Genomic DNA, 17,120 nt, shown 5'->3' on the forward strand with positions numbered 1-17,120 from the left:
TCTCCTCAAAGTCAAAGGTCTCTTCCAAGGCTCGTCGCTGAGCCAGTTACCGAACCAGTTACTAAACCAGTTACCAAACCAGTCACCGAGCAAGTCACAATTGGGAGTGCAATGACCAGCGTAAGATTGAAGCACAACGAAGCCAGCCTTACTGAAATGAATCAGCGGCTTGCTAATGCAGATGCGGTCCAGATCGTGCAGTGGGCGGTTGATACCTTCAACGAAGGACTGGTGATGAGTACCAGTTTTGGAATCCACTCCGCTGTGATGCTGCATATGGTGACCCAAATCGTGCCTGATATTCCAGTGATCTGGGTCGATACAGGCTATCTCCCTAGCACCACCTATCTGTTTGCTGAAGAGCTGGCCGAAACGCTAAAGCTCAACCTCAAGGTTTATCAGTCTCCTATTAGTCCGGCTCGCATGGAGGCTCTCTATGGGCGGCTGTGGGCACAAGATGATGTGGAATCGCTGAACCGCTATGACCAAATTCGTAAGGTGGAACCAATGCAGCGGGCACTGCGCGAACTGGGTGCAACTGCTTGGATCGCTGGACTCCGCAGCAACCAGACCGACTATCGTAAATCGCTAGAAGTGGTGAACCTGCAAGGGGCCATCTACAAGATTCTGCCGATTCTCAACTGGTCATCTAAGCAGGTATACGACTATCTCGTTACCCACGATCTGCCCTACCATCCCCTGTTTGACGAGGGCTATGTTACAGTGGGCGATTGGCATTCGAGCCGCCCGCTTACCGCTACTGATGAAAACGAGCGTGATACCCGCTTCCAAGGGCTGAAACAGGAGTGCGGCATCCATCTACCTCTGACGGCGGGAGAATCGGAAAGCTTTGACTCCAGTTCGCTGTAGGTGAGCACAGGTAGGTGAGCACAGTCTGTATCTCCCAACTCCTGAGACCAATTCTGTCTCTAGGGGTTTGCGCCTACGGACAGCGACGTGGCTACCGCATCAGGTAATCCATCAAGCGTGGGAGGACGCATGGAACGCAGAACAACCTCCAGCAGCCCCGGAAACAAAGAGTCGAGATCGCTCTGGCGCAGCGAATTGATATGTTGCGTTCCTTCTTTGCGGCAACGCAGCACACCCGCCTCGCGTAGAACACGCAAATGGTGCGACATGGTAGATTTGGGCACGTCACAATCCAGCGCCGCACAGGGCAATTCGCCTTTTTCAGCCAAGCACCTGACGATCTCTAAACGCACCGGATCCCCAAGGGCATACAGCACGCCTGCTAACGATATATCTTTTTGATTGGGGTGATACAGCAATCTCATATCTCAACCGTAAATGGGTGACATTGCAGGGTATGGCCCTCAATATTGATTAAACTTTCCTTCCTATCGGCTTCAAACATCTCAATGGCCCGCTTGTTGCAGTCCACCGTCAGTAGAGTATCTGGATCAACCAGAAACAAGGCATCGGTTGACTCGTTGAAAATCGCTTCTCGCAAATCTCGACTGCGGGAAATCTCCAATTCGATTTGCTTGCGCTCGCTGATATTTCGCACTAGACATAGGACGCGATCCGATTGGTAGGGAACGATGCGAGCTTCTTCGTACTGAATCCGATCGCCAAACTGAATTTGTTGCTCAAAAGTTTGTATCTTGCCTGTGTCCAGCGCTTGTCGAATAGCGGTTAGATACTGAATCGCAAGCTCTGGAGGAAGGATATCGTTGATATACAGGCCGGTGAGGTCCAAATCCTCTGAAGCGATTAACTCACCCATAAATTGATTGCGGGAAAAGCTGAGATATTGGCCCTCAGCATTCACGATTGTCATGATTTCTGGAACTGCTGATAAAATGGCGCGATTTTGTTCCTCACTGTCACGTAGCGTCATTTCTAGCCGTTTCTGTTCCGTATTTAACGCTTCTACTTCCCGGTTCGCTTGCTCCAGTGCAGCCTGCTGACGAGTGATCTGCTGGTCCTGCTGGTAGCGTCGCAGAGCCTCGGTTACAGTCAGGCTCAAATCCGTCTCATCCCAGGGTTTGGTAATAAACCGATAAAGATTACCCCGATGTACCACATTGACTACATCCTTTGTCCTGGTTTGCTCTGTCAGCATTACCTTTAGCATCTCAGGATAGCGAGCGTGGAGTGCAATCAGCAATTCATCACCCTGCATCCCTGGCATGTTCTGATCAACAATCACCAAAGGGATCTCAACACCTTTCGCCATCAGCGCATCAACCAGGGTTAGGGCCTCATCACCACTCTCAGCAGTTTCGACCATGTAATCAGGAAAATCCTGCATTAACTGAGTTCTCAGGGTGAGCAGAACATTCTGTTCGTCATCAACACAGAGGATGGTCGGAGTATTCATGTCGGCTACTCATGGGAGAAGGTCAAAAACTTTGGCATGGTTTATAGTTTAATTGTTTATTTGAGCTGAATTTCTGCCACGACAAAGGCGGGTCACGTAAACAAACTGTCGCATGCTAGCAACTAGTTCGCTAAACCCGCCTGTGTAATCAATTCCCAATCAATTAACCAATCAACAAGGTTTGATCCCCCTAGATCCCCCTTGATAAGGGGACTTCAAACCACTGTTAGCTTGATTCCCCGCTTTTTAAAGGGGGTTAGGGGGGATCTCAACAGGATTTGCAATCACTGAATTAGGCTTCTTGCCAAAGTTCGCGCACGCCACCTTCAGGCAGCCAGCTTGCGATCTCCTGAATCCGCTCCTGTGATAGTTCTGCCTTCGTGGCTGAGAATACCGCCTTCACGGCCCGTTTCCGTTCCGCGTCTTTATGCTCAAAACCGCGCTCAAAGCCGCCTTCATTGGCCACTCGGAAGAAAAAGCGGTCCGAATCAATCTTGAAAATACCAGGGCCTTGCCAAGGTGGACGCACCCGGCTCAGGAAGTCTACTAACGGGTTGGTATCACGCCACAGATCGGCAACTTCCATTTGCAGCGCCTTTTCCTTAGTTGGCATGGCGTCTTCATGTAATTCAGCTTCAACCCGCTCAGCCGATTCGGTGCTCATCAGGTCGCGCATGACGCGGAATACCACCTCAGCAAAATCTCTGGCATCGTAGGGGTCAGCGAACCCGCCATCGACCATCACCTTTTCCAAAAAAGAACGATTCGGATCGGCTTCTAGAATTCTGGAATCCTCAACTTCGGTTGGATCAACTTCCGGGACATGCTGTTCGGGTAGATCCTGCGTGACATCCTGCTTGACAGTGTTATCAGCCATTGTTGTTTCCCACAACTGGATCTACGAAGACACTAATGCCACCTTCATCCAGGATGAAGCGATGCGCAATCGCCTGATGAACCTGAATCCACACTCGTTTCGCAAGGTAGTGAGTACGCTGCTGGAAGTGAATGGGCGCGGCTATTGGGAAACTAGCGAAGAGAACCTGGATCTGCTGCGTCAGCTTTACCAGGAAGTGGAAGACCGGATCGAAGGCATCGAGTAGTCAACTCCGCTAGAAACCTAGATTTCAAAAGCAGTCAGGAGCTATTTGTTAACTCTTGGCTGTTTTTGTAACGTAGAGCTAGCCCAACCTGACGAATGCGAACAGGAGACAGTCATCGTGTATTTGTCCGGGGGTGAGAATCGGCTCCCGCTCGGTGATTGGGGCCGGGAGCGTAGTGACGCGAGACATCCCCGATGATGTGTTTGCGGCAGGCAACCCCTGTCGAGTAATCCGCCCTATCAGCGAGGAGGATCAGCCTCGAACAAGCACAGGAGGTACGACATCAACTATCGCGTAGCTGCTCTGTTAGTAGGTGACTGTTAGCAAGTGACTTTGACTTCATCTTCCCGCTCAACCACATAGTGCATCCTAGAGAAAACGGTTGCTGGTGCTTGACATTCACCATGTTGCGAAAATCACATGCTTTAATTAGCAAACAAAAACAGCATTTACAGCTAAATGCAGCATTTTTTCGGCTATGTTGCGGTGTTGATGAATTCAAGTTCTAGGTAGATTAAAGTGGAAAGAGTAGCAAAAGCGACAATCTTTCGAGCTTTGTCCTGCATCTACAGAACGAACTAGAACCATGAATTTAGTTGATTTCCACTACGGTTGGTTAATCGAAATTGTGCCTACGGCGGCAGGATATCAAGCAATTTGTTACTCGCCTTGCCGTCAGCGCTTCGCCTCAAACCCGCAAGCTTCTGAGATCGATGCATTCTACGCCGCCAAGCAGGAAATTGACTATCAATTAGCTTGCCGTTCCCTCACTCAAGCCTTACAAACACTTTATGAAGCAGGTCACCTTCATTCAGATGACTGGAAACGCCTGCAACAATCCCTCACCAGCACTGTTAAGACCGAATAGACCAAGACCGAATAGACAGGAAACTACTGAAGAATGGTTTTAGACACAATTCGGGTCTTTTTGCGGTCGGCCTCTGACAACTCTTCGCCTTCTTGCAGACGGGTGGCGTTGTCTTGTAAGACGGTGGCCGCATTGTAGTCTCCCATCTGGAGTGCCGTTTTTGCGGCGGATTGCAGCATTGTAGCTGCTCCACTCCGGTCGCCCTGGATTAGCTTCATTTCGGCGATTTGAGTTTGGCGGTATTTGGCAAGCGCTAAAACATGCTGCTGCACCTGCGGATTGGCGGCGGGCTGATACAGCGATAACACATGGGCAAAGGCTTGAACTGACTCCGACAGCAGGTTTTCGCTACCAATCACCGGATCGTCATAGCGAACCTGTAGCGTGGCAATTGGCTGCTCTCCTTCGGGCAGTTGGCTGATATAGAGGTTGGCTAGCACCACCCGCGGCACTTCGGTCATCAGATCGCCTAGGCGCACCACATACTGGTTTCGTTCCTCTACGGTTGCCAACTCCACAGTTTCTGGCACCACTTGGGCAATCGGCTTCAGTTCGGCTAAACGCACCTGAGGCGAGAGGGTGAGCAGCAGATGGGCATTGGTCAGACCCACGGACTGAATGCGGTTGAACAAACGGCTGAACTCGCTCACTGCTTCTTCTGGATGCTGGATATAGGAGAGGGTGCCGCCTGCTGCATCGGCAATTTGCTCCAACACATCCTGATTCCAGTGGTTGCCAAAGCCGAGGGTGCTGAGGGTGAGGTTATAGCCAGCCGCCAACTGGGCCAGCTTCAGACAGCGCTCGTTGCTACCATGCTCGTTTTCGCCATCCGTGAGCAGAAACGCCTGCGAACATTGAGCAAGTCTTGCGAGTCGCCAAACGACTTACCAATAAACTGTCTGCGGTGTTAGACAGGCACTCATGGGCTAATGCCAATAAAAAAAGGCTTGAGGTTTTGATACCCTCAAGCCCGATTAGTTCGCTCAGGTTCAACTTTTCAATTCACAAGTCTCTATTGATCTGGGCCACCCTGCTGCCGCAACAGATAATCCATCACGCGATCAATGCGTTCTAATGCTGCGTTGATGCTGTTGATGGATTGGTTAAACTGCTGTGATTCTTGCTGTTGTATAGCAATAAACTGCTGAAGCGACTGTAGCAACGTTGCAACCGCTCTGCTATTAGCATCTACCTGCTGCTGTGTTTGGGCGATTTGTCGGGCGTTGGCTTCGATCTGCGCTTCAATTCGATCTAGCCTGTTTTCTCCTGAATTGGTCATGATTGTATTAACTCCTAAGTAGTGACTTTACTTGGGGGTAATTGGGCAGAGGGTTGCGGCCTCTGCCTTCATCCTAAGCTTTGTCAGGCAATTCAATCGCCAGGTCAATCAAAGTGGCAACAACGACCTTCAACCGCTCCTTATCCTCTCGCTTTAACGGAACCGGAATTTTAATTTCTACCTGACGTGCTGCCTGATCGATAGCGATGGTATATACATCATGTCTAGTCATTCGTGCCTCTCTATCCATCAATGGCTTTGCCGCCATCTGTGCAATGGCTGATTGATTTGCCCTGATACATAGTCAAGAACGTATCTTTAGGAAAGGCCCGCGACAGTGCCTTTAATACGCGTTTTGCGGTTGCATGGTCTGCCACTTCAGCCGTTAACTTACCATTGCGGTAAATCTTCCACGGGTTCTTGTCTAGTTGCATGAGTCGTTCAGCTCCCGTTCGATTCTCGGTTGTTCCAACGTGCCGCGTCCGCTGATGTCGTTGACGCGCCATTGGTCGTTTTCTCGAACCAAGGCAAACAGATACTCGAACTCAGATTTACTGGCATACCAACAATTCGGCGAGCTGGGAGATTGACGCACCACATAGCCCATCGCCTGCAAGCGAGTGCTGATCAGATTGAACAGATTTGAGTTATCCATAGATATAGCTCCTGAGTAGATACGTTACTTGGGGCGAAAGGGGCAGGAGGAGCGAACTCCTGCCTCCGGAGTTAGTTCAAGTCATCATCTTGATGAACGGCGGGATTGTTATGAGCAGTCTCACCGCTTTGAGTTTTAGGTCCAAAATCGTCAGGGATATCTTCAATAGGGCGTTGAAGAAGACGGCATAGGGTTTTCATCTGAGGAATGGTCAATTTGGGAGTTGACTTTCCTTGTTCCCAGTTACGCACTGTTTGCTCTGTAACATCCAAAGCATCTGCGATGTCTTTTTGCGTTAAGTCAAGCTCCTTACGTAACGACACAAGTACTGACTCCTTACGATTTGCATCCATCTTACCTCAAATTGATTTAACCTCAAACTGATTTGAGGTAAGATCAACTCAGCCCCAAATCAATTTGAGGTGGGACAACAGAGCAGGGCTTGACTCCGGGCGAAGGCTTTGCTCTGCTCTGCCAACATCTTCGCGTTACCTGTCAACAGGTAGCGAGGTTCATATGTCTTATTGAAGTGGCTGAATGGCTGAGAAGCAAAAAGCAGGCCCGATCGCGAGGCTGCTTACTCAAGTTAGAGGAAGTAAAACATCAACTACGGTTGTGGCTCATCTGGCTGAAACTCAATCACAATTCGAATGTTGCCCTGCTGCCAAGGTTTTCCTGGTTCAAGCGCTCGACACGGTACTCCTTGGAATGGTCCCAATTCTCCTAAAGCTTGCCTGAGCATCTCTCTAAGCTCTCCGACGGTGCAAGTTTTCAAGTCTTTGAAGAGGTGAAACCGATCTGCTTGAGTCCCTAGCCCCTTTTTTGGCTGAATGCTCAGACTTTGAAGAATATGATCACCAAGCGGGTGTCCTCCTGATACAACGACTGGAGATCCTGTAAAAACGCCACTGTATGGTCCTCGTTGCCTGCGCTATATTCCTGGACCACAAATCGCTTGGTGAGATAGTCGAATGCGCTGTAGTAAGTTTGCCGAACCTTGAGCGACTTGATTTCAACATCCACCCGTTTTCTGCGGCGGCTCCACCCATAGCCACTCGCATCGCCCCACAGCAGGTGGCATTCGTCAACAAACAGGACTCTTACCCTTCCGTCTGCGATTTCACGACGGTACGTAACCAGTAGCTCTTCAATTTCTCTTTTTTTTCCTGAATTTGCTGGTCATCTTTGTCCGGATGGGCAGGGTGCGCCTTCTTCCAACTAACCCCCGCAGATTTCAGCAGGGCATAGTAACTCTGGAGTGACTGATACACGACCCCGTAGCAATCCTCGATGTGGTCTATCACTTCCTCCAATGTCCAAGCATCCTGCCCATCCAGCCACCTGAACAACTCTTGCTTTTGCTCAGCACTCAGATAGCCTGCTGTTCCCCAGTAATTCGATCGCAGTCCTTGAATTCCTGAGCGTTCGTAGCGTTGGCAACTTGCACTGATGAAGCCAAGCGACACTTGCAGAATATCGTGGATCGTGCGATAACTTTACCCGTGTTGGCTCATCTGCACGGCAAGGGCACGTTTGAGTTCAATGGGCGGCGGATTACTGGCTATGAATTGTTCGAGCGTTTCCATCGTCACGGTAGGATAGACTTGAAGGACATTCTTAGCCTATCATCCGTTCACTTCCTATTTAGGTTGGCTGTAATATTAACGATATTCTTTCTGTAGATCGCAACAAAGAAGATATTGCTAAAATCTTGGAAATCTCTGAAGAATTGGCTGGTGAGTGGCTTAAGAGAGCAGAAGAGCTTGGTAAAATTAAAAAGCTTCAAAGCCCAGTTCGATACATCGCTGTTTCACATATTTCTCACGAATAATTATCGGTCAATCTTCAAATATGAACCTATTCCAATCGACTGCTAGTAAATGCTTCAAGTCGGGCGGCTACTTCATCGAATTCTGGCATATTAAACTTTGCTACAATTGCATCAGAGTTTAGTATTATGTGAGGTGTTATGCGATCTATTGAGCAACTGACTGAGGAAATATTGTCCCTTCCTAGTGAGTCAAGAGCACTCCTGGCGGACAAGTTGGTGGAAAGCTTGGAGTTCGACACCGACTCAGAAATTCAGGCTGTTTGGGTAACTGAAGCCAAGCGCCGACGAGATGAGGTGCGAGAGGGTTCTGTCCAGCCAATTTCAGGCGAGGATGCTTTAGCGCAAGTCAGACGGCTGATTGAGCCATGAGATATGTATTTCACCTTGAAGCGTTGAATGAGTACGCTTAAGCAGTTCAATACTATACAGAGCAGAGAGTTGAGGTTGCTCAAGCGTTCATAAACGCGATTGAGGATACAGTTTATCGGATCAGGGAGTCTCCAACCCGTTACGCTGCAATTGATGAAGATGTTCGGCGGTGTATGGCGCGTAAGTTTCCATATGGTGTTCTCTACACAATTGAGCAGGACTACATTTTGATTTTGGCGGTTATGCATTGCAGTCGTGAGCGTGGTTACTGGAAAAGCCGCAAGTAGTTGAAACCGCCAGCCGCCTAACACTGCACTGCAACGGACGGGACAGAGATCTTGGCTGTGTCTCTAATGTTGTCTGCCGTCGTTGAGCTTCACCGTTATGCTGCTTCTCCTAATGGAACTTCGATCATGGCTGACGTTGTTGATGTGAGTTCATCATATGTGAGAACATCATCCAAACATGCCGCTGGGCACCAGCACTGTCACCCATCGCATCAAATAGTTCCACTATAGAGCGGAGGAAGGCGTTCTCATGGCTACAACCTATTTGCTGACGGTCGCGTGGATGTGGGCGATTGTGGATTCGCTGATCGATTTGCCCTTTGCTTTGCCGACAGCGGTAGCAGGTTTAACGCTGGCAACGGTTTACAGCGATACGGGCTGGCTGGGGTCGCTGCTGGCTCCGTTTGGCATCAAGGTGGCCTTTACGCGACTGGGGGTGTTTGTGGCGATGCTGTTTATCTCGCTGCCGTTTGTGGTACGTACAGTGCAGCCAGTCCTGCAAGAGGCGGAACGGGAAATCGAAGAGGCGGCTTGGTCGCTGGGAGCCTCGCAATGGCAAACCTTTTGGCGGGTGGTGCTGCCGCCGATTATTCCAGCCGTGTTGACCGGAGTGGCGCTGGGGTTTGCGCGAGCGGTGGGCGAGTATGGGTCGGTGGTGATTGTGGCGTCTAACGTGCCGTTCAAAGCCCTGATTGCGCCGGTGCTGATCTTTCAGCGCCTTGAACAATACGACTATGCTGGAGCCACGGTAATCGGCACGGTGATGCTGCTGATTTCGCTGCTGATGTTGTTGGCAATTAACCTACTGCAAGCTTGGGGACGACGCTATGGTAACTAAGACAAAATTAATCAAACCCGATACTACTCCAGCTACCACGACAGCTCCAGAGTCTACAAGCTGGCAAAAGTTAATCAAACCGTTGTTAATTGCGTTTGTAATTCTCTATTTAGGTTTGGTTCTGTTCATTCCGGCCTTGAATGTGTTTGTCCAAGCCTTTAGCGGTGGCGTTGGTTTGTTTCTCAAAACTTTTTCTCAACGTGCTTTCTTAAATGCGCTCTGGCTAACCATCCTGATGGCAATCATTGCGGTGCCTTTGAATACGGTGTTTGGGCTATGTGCTGCCTGGGCGATTGCTCGTAACAAGCAGTTTCCGGGACGAACGCTGTTGATTAGCTTGATTGATTTGCCGTTTTCGGTGTCGCCGGTGGTGGCAGGTCTGATGATTGTGTTGCTCTACGGTCGCAATGGCTGGTTTGGGCCGCTGCTGGAAGCGAACGATATCAAGATCATTTTCGCGGTACCGGGCATGGTGTTAGCGACGCTGTTTGTGTCGCTGCCGTTTGTGGCCCGTGAGGTGCTGCCGGTGTTAGAGGAAATTGGCCCAGAGCAGGAAGAGGCAGCTAAGACCCTGGGAGCTAGCGAGTGGCAGACTTTTTGGCGCGTCACGTTACCGTCAATTCGCTGGGGCTTGCTCTATGGGGTGCTGCTGACTAACGCTAGAGCGATGGGAGAATTTGGAGCGGTGGCAGTGGTGTCGGGCAACATTACGGGCAAAACGCAAACCCTGCCGCTGTTTGTGGAAGAAGCTTATAAGCAATACCATACAGAAGCGGCCTATTCAGCAGCAGTGCTGTTGGCTGGTTTGGCAATCGTGACGATGGTGGCAAAGGCGCTATTGGAACGCCGGACAGGGTTGAAGACGGGGGCAGGGCATTGATCGCTGTATATACGGGCGAAGCATTTGCATCAGAAGCTCTGTAGCTATGCCTTGGATTCATTTCGCAAATACTTCGCCCTTACTAATTGCTGTCAGCGTTAGTTTTGCTTGTATCGATACTTCTATTCATACTTTCATCGATACTTCCATCAATATTCCCATCGAGACTTTTATCGGTATCAAATGTATCTTCAAGTAGTTTAATTTCTTGGCGGACTGACGCCAACTCAATTTGAGCTATATTCAACTCAGATGTCAGCGATTGCAGTGTATTTTTGAGTGTGCTCGATTCGAGGTTGGTAAGTTCTAATTTTTCGCGTAGCTTCTTACCCTCAGTTATTTCCAAAAATGCTAATGTTATACCCAAGAATTTTTGTTTAGAATCATAGACTGGAGCAATCGTAACATCAAAATATTTTGTGGTTGTTAAACTGCTCCACTCTAAATTTTTCAAAACTACCGGATGATGGCGGTGGAACGGTTGGTTCAGAATCTGGAAACCGAGTTCAAGTGGAGAATCGTGGTTTGGGCTTTGCTGTGCAGCATCAAGCAGGTGGAATCGGCTTTGGGGTCACAGCCAACGATCATGATGCGCTCGCCTATCTCGGCTAAACCAGCAATAGTATTTTGCGAAGTGGTCGATTTACCAATCCCGCCTTTGCCGTAGAACGCAATCTGTCTAATATTTTCGTCAGTCATGGGAGAGTCTCCTTTAAGGTATTAAGGGGTGAGCGGACAATCATCAGTCATCAATTATTCAGAGGTTCATTCATTCGTTTACTTCTTAGTTCATGAGGATGTTCGTCAAGATTTGATGACTGGATTAGGAGGTTGGAATCAATCGGAGGCGATCGCCCAACGGGAAGTCGAATGGGCATCATGAAACCGCTTCAACAACTAAGTTAGGTGAAACATGGTCGCGTAACCGAGCTTCAATCGAATTTTTTAGCGTCGCCAGACTGCTGCTACAGGAGCCACAAGCCCCCTTCAGAACCACTTTGACGACATCACCGTCTACGTCATATAGTTCGACATCACCGCCATCGGCAAGCAGAACCGGGCGCACTTCTTGCAGAACCGCCTGAATCAAGTTGATTTTTTGCACCGTAGTCAGGGGTCGATTCTGGGCTTGAGCCGTAGCAATTTCCGCTGCAACCCGGATCGCCGTCAGATCTTTTTCCTCCTGAATTGCCGCAATCAGATCTTCAATTTCGGCAGCACAAGAGCTACAGCCACCGCCCGCCTTGACGTAGCTGGTGACTTGCTCTACTGTAGTCAAATTATTTTCGATCACTACACGGCGGATGCGATTTTCACTCACACCGAAGCAGCTACAGACGAGTCTACCGTCATCCTCTTCATGTTCTTCCACTTCGATACCGCGATATTTATAAATTGCTGCTTCTAATGCTTCCTGTCCCATCACCGAACAGTGCATTTTTTCTTCTGGCAGTCCACCTAAATATTCGGCAATATCGCGATTACTGATATTCAGAGCTTCATCTAATGTCAGTCCTTTGATGATTTCCGTCAGGGCCGAAGATGAGGCGATGGCGCTAGTGCAGCCAAAGGTTTGAAACCGCGCATCTAGAATTTTATCGGTATCGACTTCAACTTTGAGGTGCAGTCTGAGCGCATCACCGCAGGCAATGCTGCCCACTTCGCCAAACACAACCGCAATCCCTGCTTCATCTGTCGCTTCGATCGCTCCCTGGTTTTTGGGATTATAGAACAGTTCCAATACTTTCTCAGTGTAGTCCCACATGGCAGTTACTTGCTTAAGTTTTGAGTTTTGAGTTTTGAGTTTTGAGTGGAGGCTATAGCTTGCTTTTACGTAGCAGTGGGTCGAATGTTGAGTGTTGAATTTAGTTATGAGTGTCGAGAATTAAGTAATGAACTTAAAACTTAAAACTCAAAATTTCCCCACCACCGCTTCTTCTCGGTCTTGTAGCCATTCGGCTTGGTCGTTGTTGAAGGGAGAGAGGGCGCGTAGCCGTTCGACGATTCCTGGCATCACCTCTAGGACATGGTCTACTTCGGCTTCGGTGGTGTAGCGCGAAAGGCTGAACCGAATCGAGCCGTGCAGAATCGTGTAGGGTAAACCCATCGCTCGCAGGACGTGAGATGGCTCTAGGGAACCGGACGTACAGGCAGAGCCAGAGGAGGCACAGATGCCGTACTGGTTGAGGCAAAACAGAATTGCTTCGCCTTCGATGTACTTGAAGCCAATGTTGGTGGTGTTGGGCAGGCGGTTTTTCCGGTCGCCGTTGATCTCGGTTGCGGGAATCGCCAGCAGTCCTTTTTCCAGCCGATCCCGCAGCTTTTTCTCCTGGGCCACATCCGCGAGGTGAACCTGAGCCAGTTCAGCCGCTTTGCCCAATCCTACAATGCCCGCTACGTTTTCGGTGCCTGCTCTGCGTCCGCGTTCCTGATGACCGCTGACAAAACTCCAGACATCTTCGTCTATGCAACAGCAGCTAGAGTGCAGACATTTTGTCCTGTACCTGTGAGGAGAAGGCATTAAGTTTAGGCATTAGTAGGATGCTGATCAATGATTCAGTTGAATAACTTAGTGTTGCTTAATTTGTGTAATTGTTATTGAATTAATGATTCTTTTTATAAAGATGTTTTGCTCAAGCTACTTATTCAAATCACTGTAGAGTGCTGAATTTAGTGATTTGAGCGAAATCTAAGCTAAGTGGATTCAAAGCGAAGTTTGCTTAATGATGGAAGACTGTAAAGAATGATAGACTGCACATCTGTATTTCAGGCTTGGTCTCGTATGATTGAGATGTAAGCTCAGTTTGAACTAAATTAACGGTTGGTTCTCAGCAAATTCTCATTAGTTAGTTTCAGGGTTTAACGTTTCCCAAACTGTTCTTCTAGATCGTTCAAATTGAGTGGCGGGAAAACGATTTTCAGCTCAAATCTAAGCTTCAAAGAATGGCTGAATGAATAATTGCTTGCCAATTAGCGAGATGGTTTAAATCGCACTCAAATCGAGCTGTTCAACAGGCTTAGATTGAATTGTTTATTTCTTCTAACCTGAGGTCAGAACTATGAATATCTTCAAAGTTTTTAGTGATACTATTCGCTACCTGTACGAAGGTGCTACAGCGCTTTTCAGTCCTGACCATGATCATTATCCCAATATCGGTGTACAACCCTTTACTGGAGAACCTTATTCTGAATGGGTGCCCCCCGCTGATCAAAAACTAAAATAGCAATCTATCGATCAACCTATGCGTATGCGCCTGATGGGTAGGAAATTACTCTTGCCCAGTTTGTTGCTCAGTCTGTTGTCACTCTATCGATTGGCTTACTGATTTATTTGCCAATTCGATTTACTAAAAGCCTTGCTCAAACCAACAGTAAATCTAAAATCAATGTTACGTTTGGGCAATGGTAGCCAAGATTTGATATCGGGGGGAAGTCGTTCGGCTTCCCTTTGTTGTTGTTATAAGGTTATTGTTATAGGCTATCAACTTATTCTGGAGAACCGAGTATATTTAGCCAGCCTATTTAAACGCCAGGAACAGGTTTGCGGTTTTGGCGATTAGCTTGTCTCCACTTTTGCATCCAAACTACCTTTTTAGGGGCCGTGCTTTTCCAACCGGCCTGTTCTAATTGGTTAGGGCTGGCAGTTGTCACCATCTCATAGCGAGGGCAATAGATGACGACCATGTGCTGATTGCTCATCGTGACATAGCAAGGACCCCAATCCAGTCCTTCGCATTCAACGGTTTGTCCTTCTTCCCAGTTCATTGACCTAGACCTTCAACTTAGCCATCTGCATGGTTGCACTATAGGTTGACAGAAGCAGTCGAGACTTCCTACGTCTATATCAACCAGATGGGTGACATGGAACCACTGCTTCTCCTATCATCGCAAAAACTTCAAACAAATCAGACATTTGTGTTGCTCGATACGATTAATTTCAGGAGATTTTGACATTTAAATCAAATAATTCAAACATTTGGCTGTCGGTAGGTGTGGTTTGTCCGAAATGTTAATCATTCTGCAGTTATAGAAAATTCAATGCGGGTTCTTGTTTGGGAATCGTCAGGGATTGCTGCAGACGGTAAATTGGGTTTTTGCTAAAGACAGGTGAACATCCTGGTTTGTGATTAATTGAGGTTGGTAAATTGGTTGAAAATTGAGTGTTTTTATTTGATGTAATTTTGTTACGAGCTGGGGTGAGGGATTGAACACGAAATAGTTTTGACAGGATGACAACACGGTGTCTATTTGCTCGAGCGGCAGAAGCTGGATCTGTACTTCGGGATTGAGACTGTGGCTTAGCGATAGTAAGTTCATTGTTTGACTGGGTTCCGCCACTAAAATCGGGCTAATAGCCTGATTCACCAATAAATTGTCGCTTACCTGTCGCTGCTGTGGTGCTGAGCTGAAGCAGGAATGGCTGGACTGCCCCTACTGCACAACGCCCAGATTTCAAGATTAAATTGCCGGCTGACGTTACTTGTTGGCAGAGCAGCAAATCTCAGTTTTGATTTCCCTACAAACTTTTGCTATTTGACCGCTGTTCGACCGACAGCACTCACGCACTTCCCTGGCATAACCCTGGCATAAGGAGAGAACGTTATGGAGCTAATGATCGAAGACTTGATGGAACAGCTAATCGAAATGGGCGGGTCTGATATGCACCTGTCGGCTGGTTTGCCTCCCTATTTCCGGATTAGCGGTCATCTCACCCCGATTGGCGATGAACCAATGACGGCCGAACAATGTCAGCGGCTGATCTTCAGCATGCTCAACAACACGCAGCGAAAAAACCTAGAGCAAAACTGGGAGCTAGACTGTTCCTACGGCGTTAAAGGCTTGGCTCGCTTTCGGGTGAATGTCTATAAAGATCGAGGCACCTATGCCGCCTGTTTACGGGCGCTCAGTTCTAAAATTCCCAGCTTCGACAAACTCGGTCTGCCGGATGTGGTGCGGGAAATGTCAGAAAAGCCACGCGGTCTGATTCTGGTAACGGGTCCGACGGGTTCGGGTAAAACCACGACGCTGGCCGCCATGATCGACCTGATTAACCGCACCCGCGCTGAACACATTCTGACCATCGAAGACCCGATTGAATTTGTCTACGAGCCGATTAAAAGCCTGATCCACCAGCGACAGTTGGGTGAAGACACCAAGAGCTTTGCTAATGCGCTACGGGCTGCCCTGCGGGAAGACCCAGATATTATCCTGGTGGGGGAAATGCGTGACCTGGAAACGATTTCGCTGGCCATCTCCGCCGCAGAAACCGGCCACTTGGTCTTTGCTACCCTGCACACTAGCTCCGCGGCCCAAACCGTAGACCGGATGATCGACGTATTTCCAGCAGAGCGGCAGCAGCAAGTGCGGGTCCAGCTCTCGAACTCACTAGTTGCCGTCTTTAGCCAAACCTTAGTCGCCAAGAAAAACCCCAAGCCTGGTGAATTTGGGCGGGCAATGGCACAAGAGATCATGGTTGTCACGCCCGCGATTGCCAACCTGATTCGGGAAGGCAAAACCTCACAGATCTACTCGGCGATTCAAACCGGCGGCAAATTGGGCATGGTGACGTTAGAAAAGGTACTGGCCGATCTCTATAAAGCGGGCACGATTTCCTTTGAGGCGGCCATGTCCAAAACCTCTCGCCCAGATGAATTGCAGCGCCTGATCGGTAACGCTCCGATGGCCGCCAAGCCCGGTATGTCCGCCGCCGCTAAGTAGGTTGCACCTGATTAGGTGACCAGCCGAATGCGAGATGCTCAAAAAGATCGTTCATGCCTAGTTCATTTGTAGACAAATAGATCTACGATGAACGAAAAATCGCCTGACTCCCCTGAGAATTTCTTCACTTCGATGGTTGTAAGCTATGCCTACCTATGTCGTTCGAGCGAGAGACACCAAAGGAAACCCCAAACGCGAAAAGATCACGGCTAACTCCCCGTCCGAGGCTCGCACGGCTCTACGGGAAAAAGGGCTATTTGTCCAAGAGTTGACCGAGGATCGGGGACTGTTTGAAAAACTCAGTACCCTTGACCTCAAGGACATCCAAACAGCTTTAACCAGCGTCACGGTGAAGGACAAGGCTGTCTTTTCACGCCAATTTGCCGTGTTGATCAATGCGGGAGTCGCCTTAGTGCGCGGATTAGGGGTGCTTTCTGATCAGTGCCCCAATCCTAAACTCAAGAAAGCGCTTCAGGAAATTAGCGCCGATGTGCAGCAGGGCACCAACCTCTCGGATGCAATGCGGAAGCACCCCCATTGCTTTGATGGTCTCTATGTCAGCATGGTGCAGGCTGGCGAGCCAACGCCGATATTTTTGTCAGCATCCACGCCAATGCCATCAGCATGAGCCGCCCTGATGTCAATGGGGTCGAAACCTATTTTTACTCGTCTGCGGCTGGTCGAGAGTTATCCGCCTACCTGCTAGACAGCTTGCTGGAGGCAACTGGCATGAACAATCGCGGTGTCAAAGAAGCCAGATTTTTTGTTTTGCGACGCACTAACATGCCAGCTAGTCTGGTTGAATTGGGATTTGTGACGGGCGCAGAAGATGCTCCTAGACTGGCCGACTCCAACTTTCGTGAGCTTCTGGCCAAAGCTGTTGCTCGTGGAATTCTGCAATACATTGTTGATACTTTTTAGTCGCTACCGTTGAGTGGATGCCTTTAG

The 17,120-nt window shown here is 48.9% G+C and carries 25 protein-coding genes and 2 pseudogenes; 11 read left to right on the top strand and 16 right to left on the bottom strand.

Translation table 11 applies throughout. From position 1 onward, the window contains the following. Positions 1-111 precede the first annotated feature (111 nt). Complete coding sequence (gene cysH, locus JVX88_RS24075) at positions 112-870, top strand: phosphoadenosine phosphosulfate reductase (protein ID WP_211620954.1); 759 nt, start codon at positions 112-114, stop codon at positions 868-870. Positions 871-929: 59 nt separating this feature from the next. Here cysH and JVX88_RS24080 read toward each other — a convergent pair whose 3' ends face one another. From JVX88_RS24080 to JVX88_RS24090, 3 genes are all read right to left on the bottom strand, one after another. After that, positions 930-1,295 (bottom strand): ArsR/SmtB family transcription factor, encoded by a 366-nt coding sequence (locus JVX88_RS24080; RefSeq protein ID WP_211620957.1) that lies wholly within the window; start codon positions 1,293-1,295, stop codon positions 930-932. Further along, positions 1,292-2,344 (bottom strand): response regulator, encoded by a 1,053-nt coding sequence (locus JVX88_RS24085; RefSeq protein WP_211620960.1) that lies wholly within the window; start codon positions 2,342-2,344, stop codon positions 1,292-1,294. Before JVX88_RS24085 ends, JVX88_RS24080 begins: the two co-directional genes overlap by 4 nt. 292 nt (positions 2,345-2,636) lie before the next feature. Further along, on the bottom strand, positions 2,637-3,221 hold the full coding sequence (locus tag JVX88_RS24090) for a DUF2267 domain-containing protein (RefSeq protein WP_211620963.1): 585 nt from the start codon (positions 3,219-3,221) through the stop codon (positions 2,637-2,639). Between JVX88_RS24090 and JVX88_RS24095 the strand changes: the two genes are divergently transcribed. Both JVX88_RS24095 and JVX88_RS24105 read left to right on the top strand, forming a co-directional pair. Next, positions 3,208-3,447 (top strand): cobaltochelatase subunit CobN, encoded by a 240-nt coding sequence (locus JVX88_RS24095; protein WP_225931159.1) that lies wholly within the window; start codon positions 3,208-3,210, stop codon positions 3,445-3,447. The genes JVX88_RS24090 and JVX88_RS24095 overlap by 14 nt on opposite strands. A gap of 586 nt (positions 3,448-4,033) precedes the next feature. Further along, on the top strand, positions 4,034-4,315 hold the full coding sequence (locus tag JVX88_RS24105) for a hypothetical protein (protein ID WP_211620966.1): 282 nt from the start codon (positions 4,034-4,036) through the stop codon (positions 4,313-4,315). A gap of 23 nt (positions 4,316-4,338) precedes the next feature. Here the strand turns inward: JVX88_RS24105 and JVX88_RS24110 are convergent, their stop codons facing one another. From JVX88_RS24110 to JVX88_RS24145, 8 genes are all read right to left on the bottom strand, one after another. Further along, positions 4,339-5,094, bottom strand: coding sequence for a hypothetical protein (locus tag JVX88_RS24110; protein ID WP_410503729.1), 756 nt, complete (start codon positions 5,092-5,094; stop codon positions 4,339-4,341). A 233-nt stretch (positions 5,095-5,327) separates the two neighbouring features. Then, entirely contained in the window at positions 5,328-5,594 is a 267-nt protein-coding gene (locus JVX88_RS24115; RefSeq protein WP_211620968.1) for a hypothetical protein, read from the bottom strand. Positions 5,595-5,667: 73 nt separating this feature from the next. Further along, on the bottom strand, positions 5,668-5,826 hold the full coding sequence (locus JVX88_RS24120; RefSeq protein WP_211620970.1) for a hypothetical protein: 159 nt from the start codon (positions 5,824-5,826) through the stop codon (positions 5,668-5,670). A 10-nt stretch (positions 5,827-5,836) separates the two neighbouring features. After that, positions 5,837-6,028, bottom strand: coding sequence for a hypothetical protein (locus tag JVX88_RS24125; protein ID WP_211620972.1), 192 nt, complete (start codon positions 6,026-6,028; stop codon positions 5,837-5,839). Continuing rightward, positions 6,019-6,249, bottom strand: a complete 231-nt coding sequence (locus JVX88_RS24130; protein ID WP_211620974.1) for a hypothetical protein — start codon at positions 6,247-6,249, stop codon at positions 6,019-6,021. Before JVX88_RS24130 ends, JVX88_RS24125 begins: the two co-directional genes overlap by 10 nt. Positions 6,250-6,320: 71 nt before the next feature. Beyond that, positions 6,321-6,602 (bottom strand): helix-turn-helix transcriptional regulator, encoded by a 282-nt coding sequence (locus JVX88_RS24135; protein WP_211620978.1) that lies wholly within the window; start codon positions 6,600-6,602, stop codon positions 6,321-6,323. 481 nt (positions 6,603-7,083) lie between these two features. Then, complete coding sequence (locus tag JVX88_RS44360; RefSeq protein ID WP_410503730.1) at positions 7,084-7,272, bottom strand: hypothetical protein; 189 nt, start codon at positions 7,270-7,272, stop codon at positions 7,084-7,086. Between the two features lie 77 nt (positions 7,273-7,349). Then, complete coding sequence (locus JVX88_RS24145) at positions 7,350-7,715, bottom strand: helix-turn-helix domain-containing protein (protein ID WP_211620981.1); 366 nt, start codon at positions 7,713-7,715, stop codon at positions 7,350-7,352. A gap of 503 nt (positions 7,716-8,218) precedes the next feature. On the opposite strand from JVX88_RS24145, the gene JVX88_RS24150 reads away from it, so the two are divergent. The 4 genes and pseudogenes from JVX88_RS24150 (at position 8,219) to cysW (ending at position 10,454) form a co-directional block, all read left to right on the top strand. Next, entirely contained in the window at positions 8,219-8,449 is a 231-nt protein-coding gene (locus JVX88_RS24150) for an addiction module protein (protein WP_211620984.1), read from the top strand. Positions 8,450-8,511: 62 nt separating this feature from the next. Next, positions 8,512-8,736 (top strand): annotated as a pseudogene (locus JVX88_RS44365) (type II toxin-antitoxin system RelE/ParE family toxin); the annotation flags it as partial. Positions 8,737-8,986: 250 nt separating this feature from the next. Further along, entirely contained in the window at positions 8,987-9,574 is a 588-nt protein-coding gene (gene cysT / locus JVX88_RS24160; RefSeq protein ID WP_263975229.1) for a sulfate ABC transporter permease subunit CysT, read from the top strand. After that, positions 9,564-10,454, top strand: a complete 891-nt coding sequence (gene cysW, locus JVX88_RS24165; RefSeq protein ID WP_211620988.1) for a sulfate ABC transporter permease subunit CysW — start codon at positions 9,564-9,566, stop codon at positions 10,452-10,454. Before cysT ends, cysW begins: the two co-directional genes overlap by 11 nt. An 82-nt stretch (positions 10,455-10,536) precedes the next feature. Here the strand turns inward: cysW and JVX88_RS24170 are convergent, their stop codons facing one another. The 4 genes and pseudogenes from JVX88_RS24170 to JVX88_RS24185 all read right to left on the bottom strand — a co-directional run bounded on the left by JVX88_RS24170 (position 10,537) and on the right by JVX88_RS24185 (position 12,975). After that, entirely contained in the window at positions 10,537-10,908 is a 372-nt protein-coding gene (locus JVX88_RS24170; protein WP_211620991.1) for a hypothetical protein, read from the bottom strand. A 53-nt stretch (positions 10,909-10,961) separates the two neighbouring features. After that, positions 10,962-11,153: pseudogene (locus JVX88_RS24175) on the bottom strand (AAA family ATPase); the annotation flags it as partial. Between the two features lie 178 nt (positions 11,154-11,331). Next, complete coding sequence (gene nifU / locus JVX88_RS24180; protein ID WP_211620994.1) at positions 11,332-12,219, bottom strand: Fe-S cluster assembly protein NifU; 888 nt, start codon at positions 12,217-12,219, stop codon at positions 11,332-11,334. A 147-nt stretch (positions 12,220-12,366) separates the two neighbouring features. Then, positions 12,367-12,975 carry an aminotransferase class V-fold PLP-dependent enzyme gene (locus JVX88_RS24185; RefSeq protein WP_263975230.1) on the bottom strand — a complete coding sequence of 203 codons (609 nt, stop codon included), beginning with the start codon at positions 12,973-12,975 and terminating at the stop codon, positions 12,367-12,369. A gap of 538 nt (positions 12,976-13,513) precedes the next feature. On the opposite strand from JVX88_RS24185, the gene JVX88_RS24190 reads away from it, so the two are divergent. Further along, positions 13,514-13,678: a hypothetical protein gene (locus tag JVX88_RS24190; protein WP_211620997.1), complete on the top strand. Its 165-nt coding sequence runs from the start codon at positions 13,514-13,516 to the stop codon at positions 13,676-13,678. A 298-nt stretch (positions 13,679-13,976) separates the two neighbouring features. Here the strand turns inward: JVX88_RS24190 and JVX88_RS24195 are convergent, their stop codons facing one another. Beyond that, complete coding sequence (locus tag JVX88_RS24195) at positions 13,977-14,219, bottom strand: hypothetical protein (RefSeq protein ID WP_211621000.1); 243 nt, start codon at positions 14,217-14,219, stop codon at positions 13,977-13,979. Between the two features lie 837 nt (positions 14,220-15,056). Between JVX88_RS24195 and JVX88_RS24200 the strand changes: the two genes are divergently transcribed. The 3 genes from JVX88_RS24200 (at position 15,057) to JVX88_RS24210 (ending at position 17,093) form a co-directional block, all read left to right on the top strand. Beyond that, entirely contained in the window at positions 15,057-16,172 is a 1,116-nt protein-coding gene (locus tag JVX88_RS24200; RefSeq protein ID WP_211621003.1) for a type IV pilus twitching motility protein PilT, read from the top strand. 145 nt (positions 16,173-16,317) lie between these two features. Then, a complete protein-coding gene (locus JVX88_RS24205) occupies positions 16,318-16,800 on the top strand; it encodes a type II secretion system F family protein (RefSeq protein WP_211621006.1) in 483 nt (160 codons plus the stop codon). After that, a complete protein-coding gene (locus tag JVX88_RS24210; RefSeq protein ID WP_211621009.1) occupies positions 16,797-17,093 on the top strand; it encodes an N-acetylmuramoyl-L-alanine amidase in 297 nt (98 codons plus the stop codon). The genes JVX88_RS24205 and JVX88_RS24210 overlap by 4 nt, the downstream gene beginning before the upstream one ends. Positions 17,094-17,120 lie beyond the last annotated feature (27 nt).

The sequence above is a fragment of the Leptolyngbya sp. 7M genome (assembly GCF_018128485.1).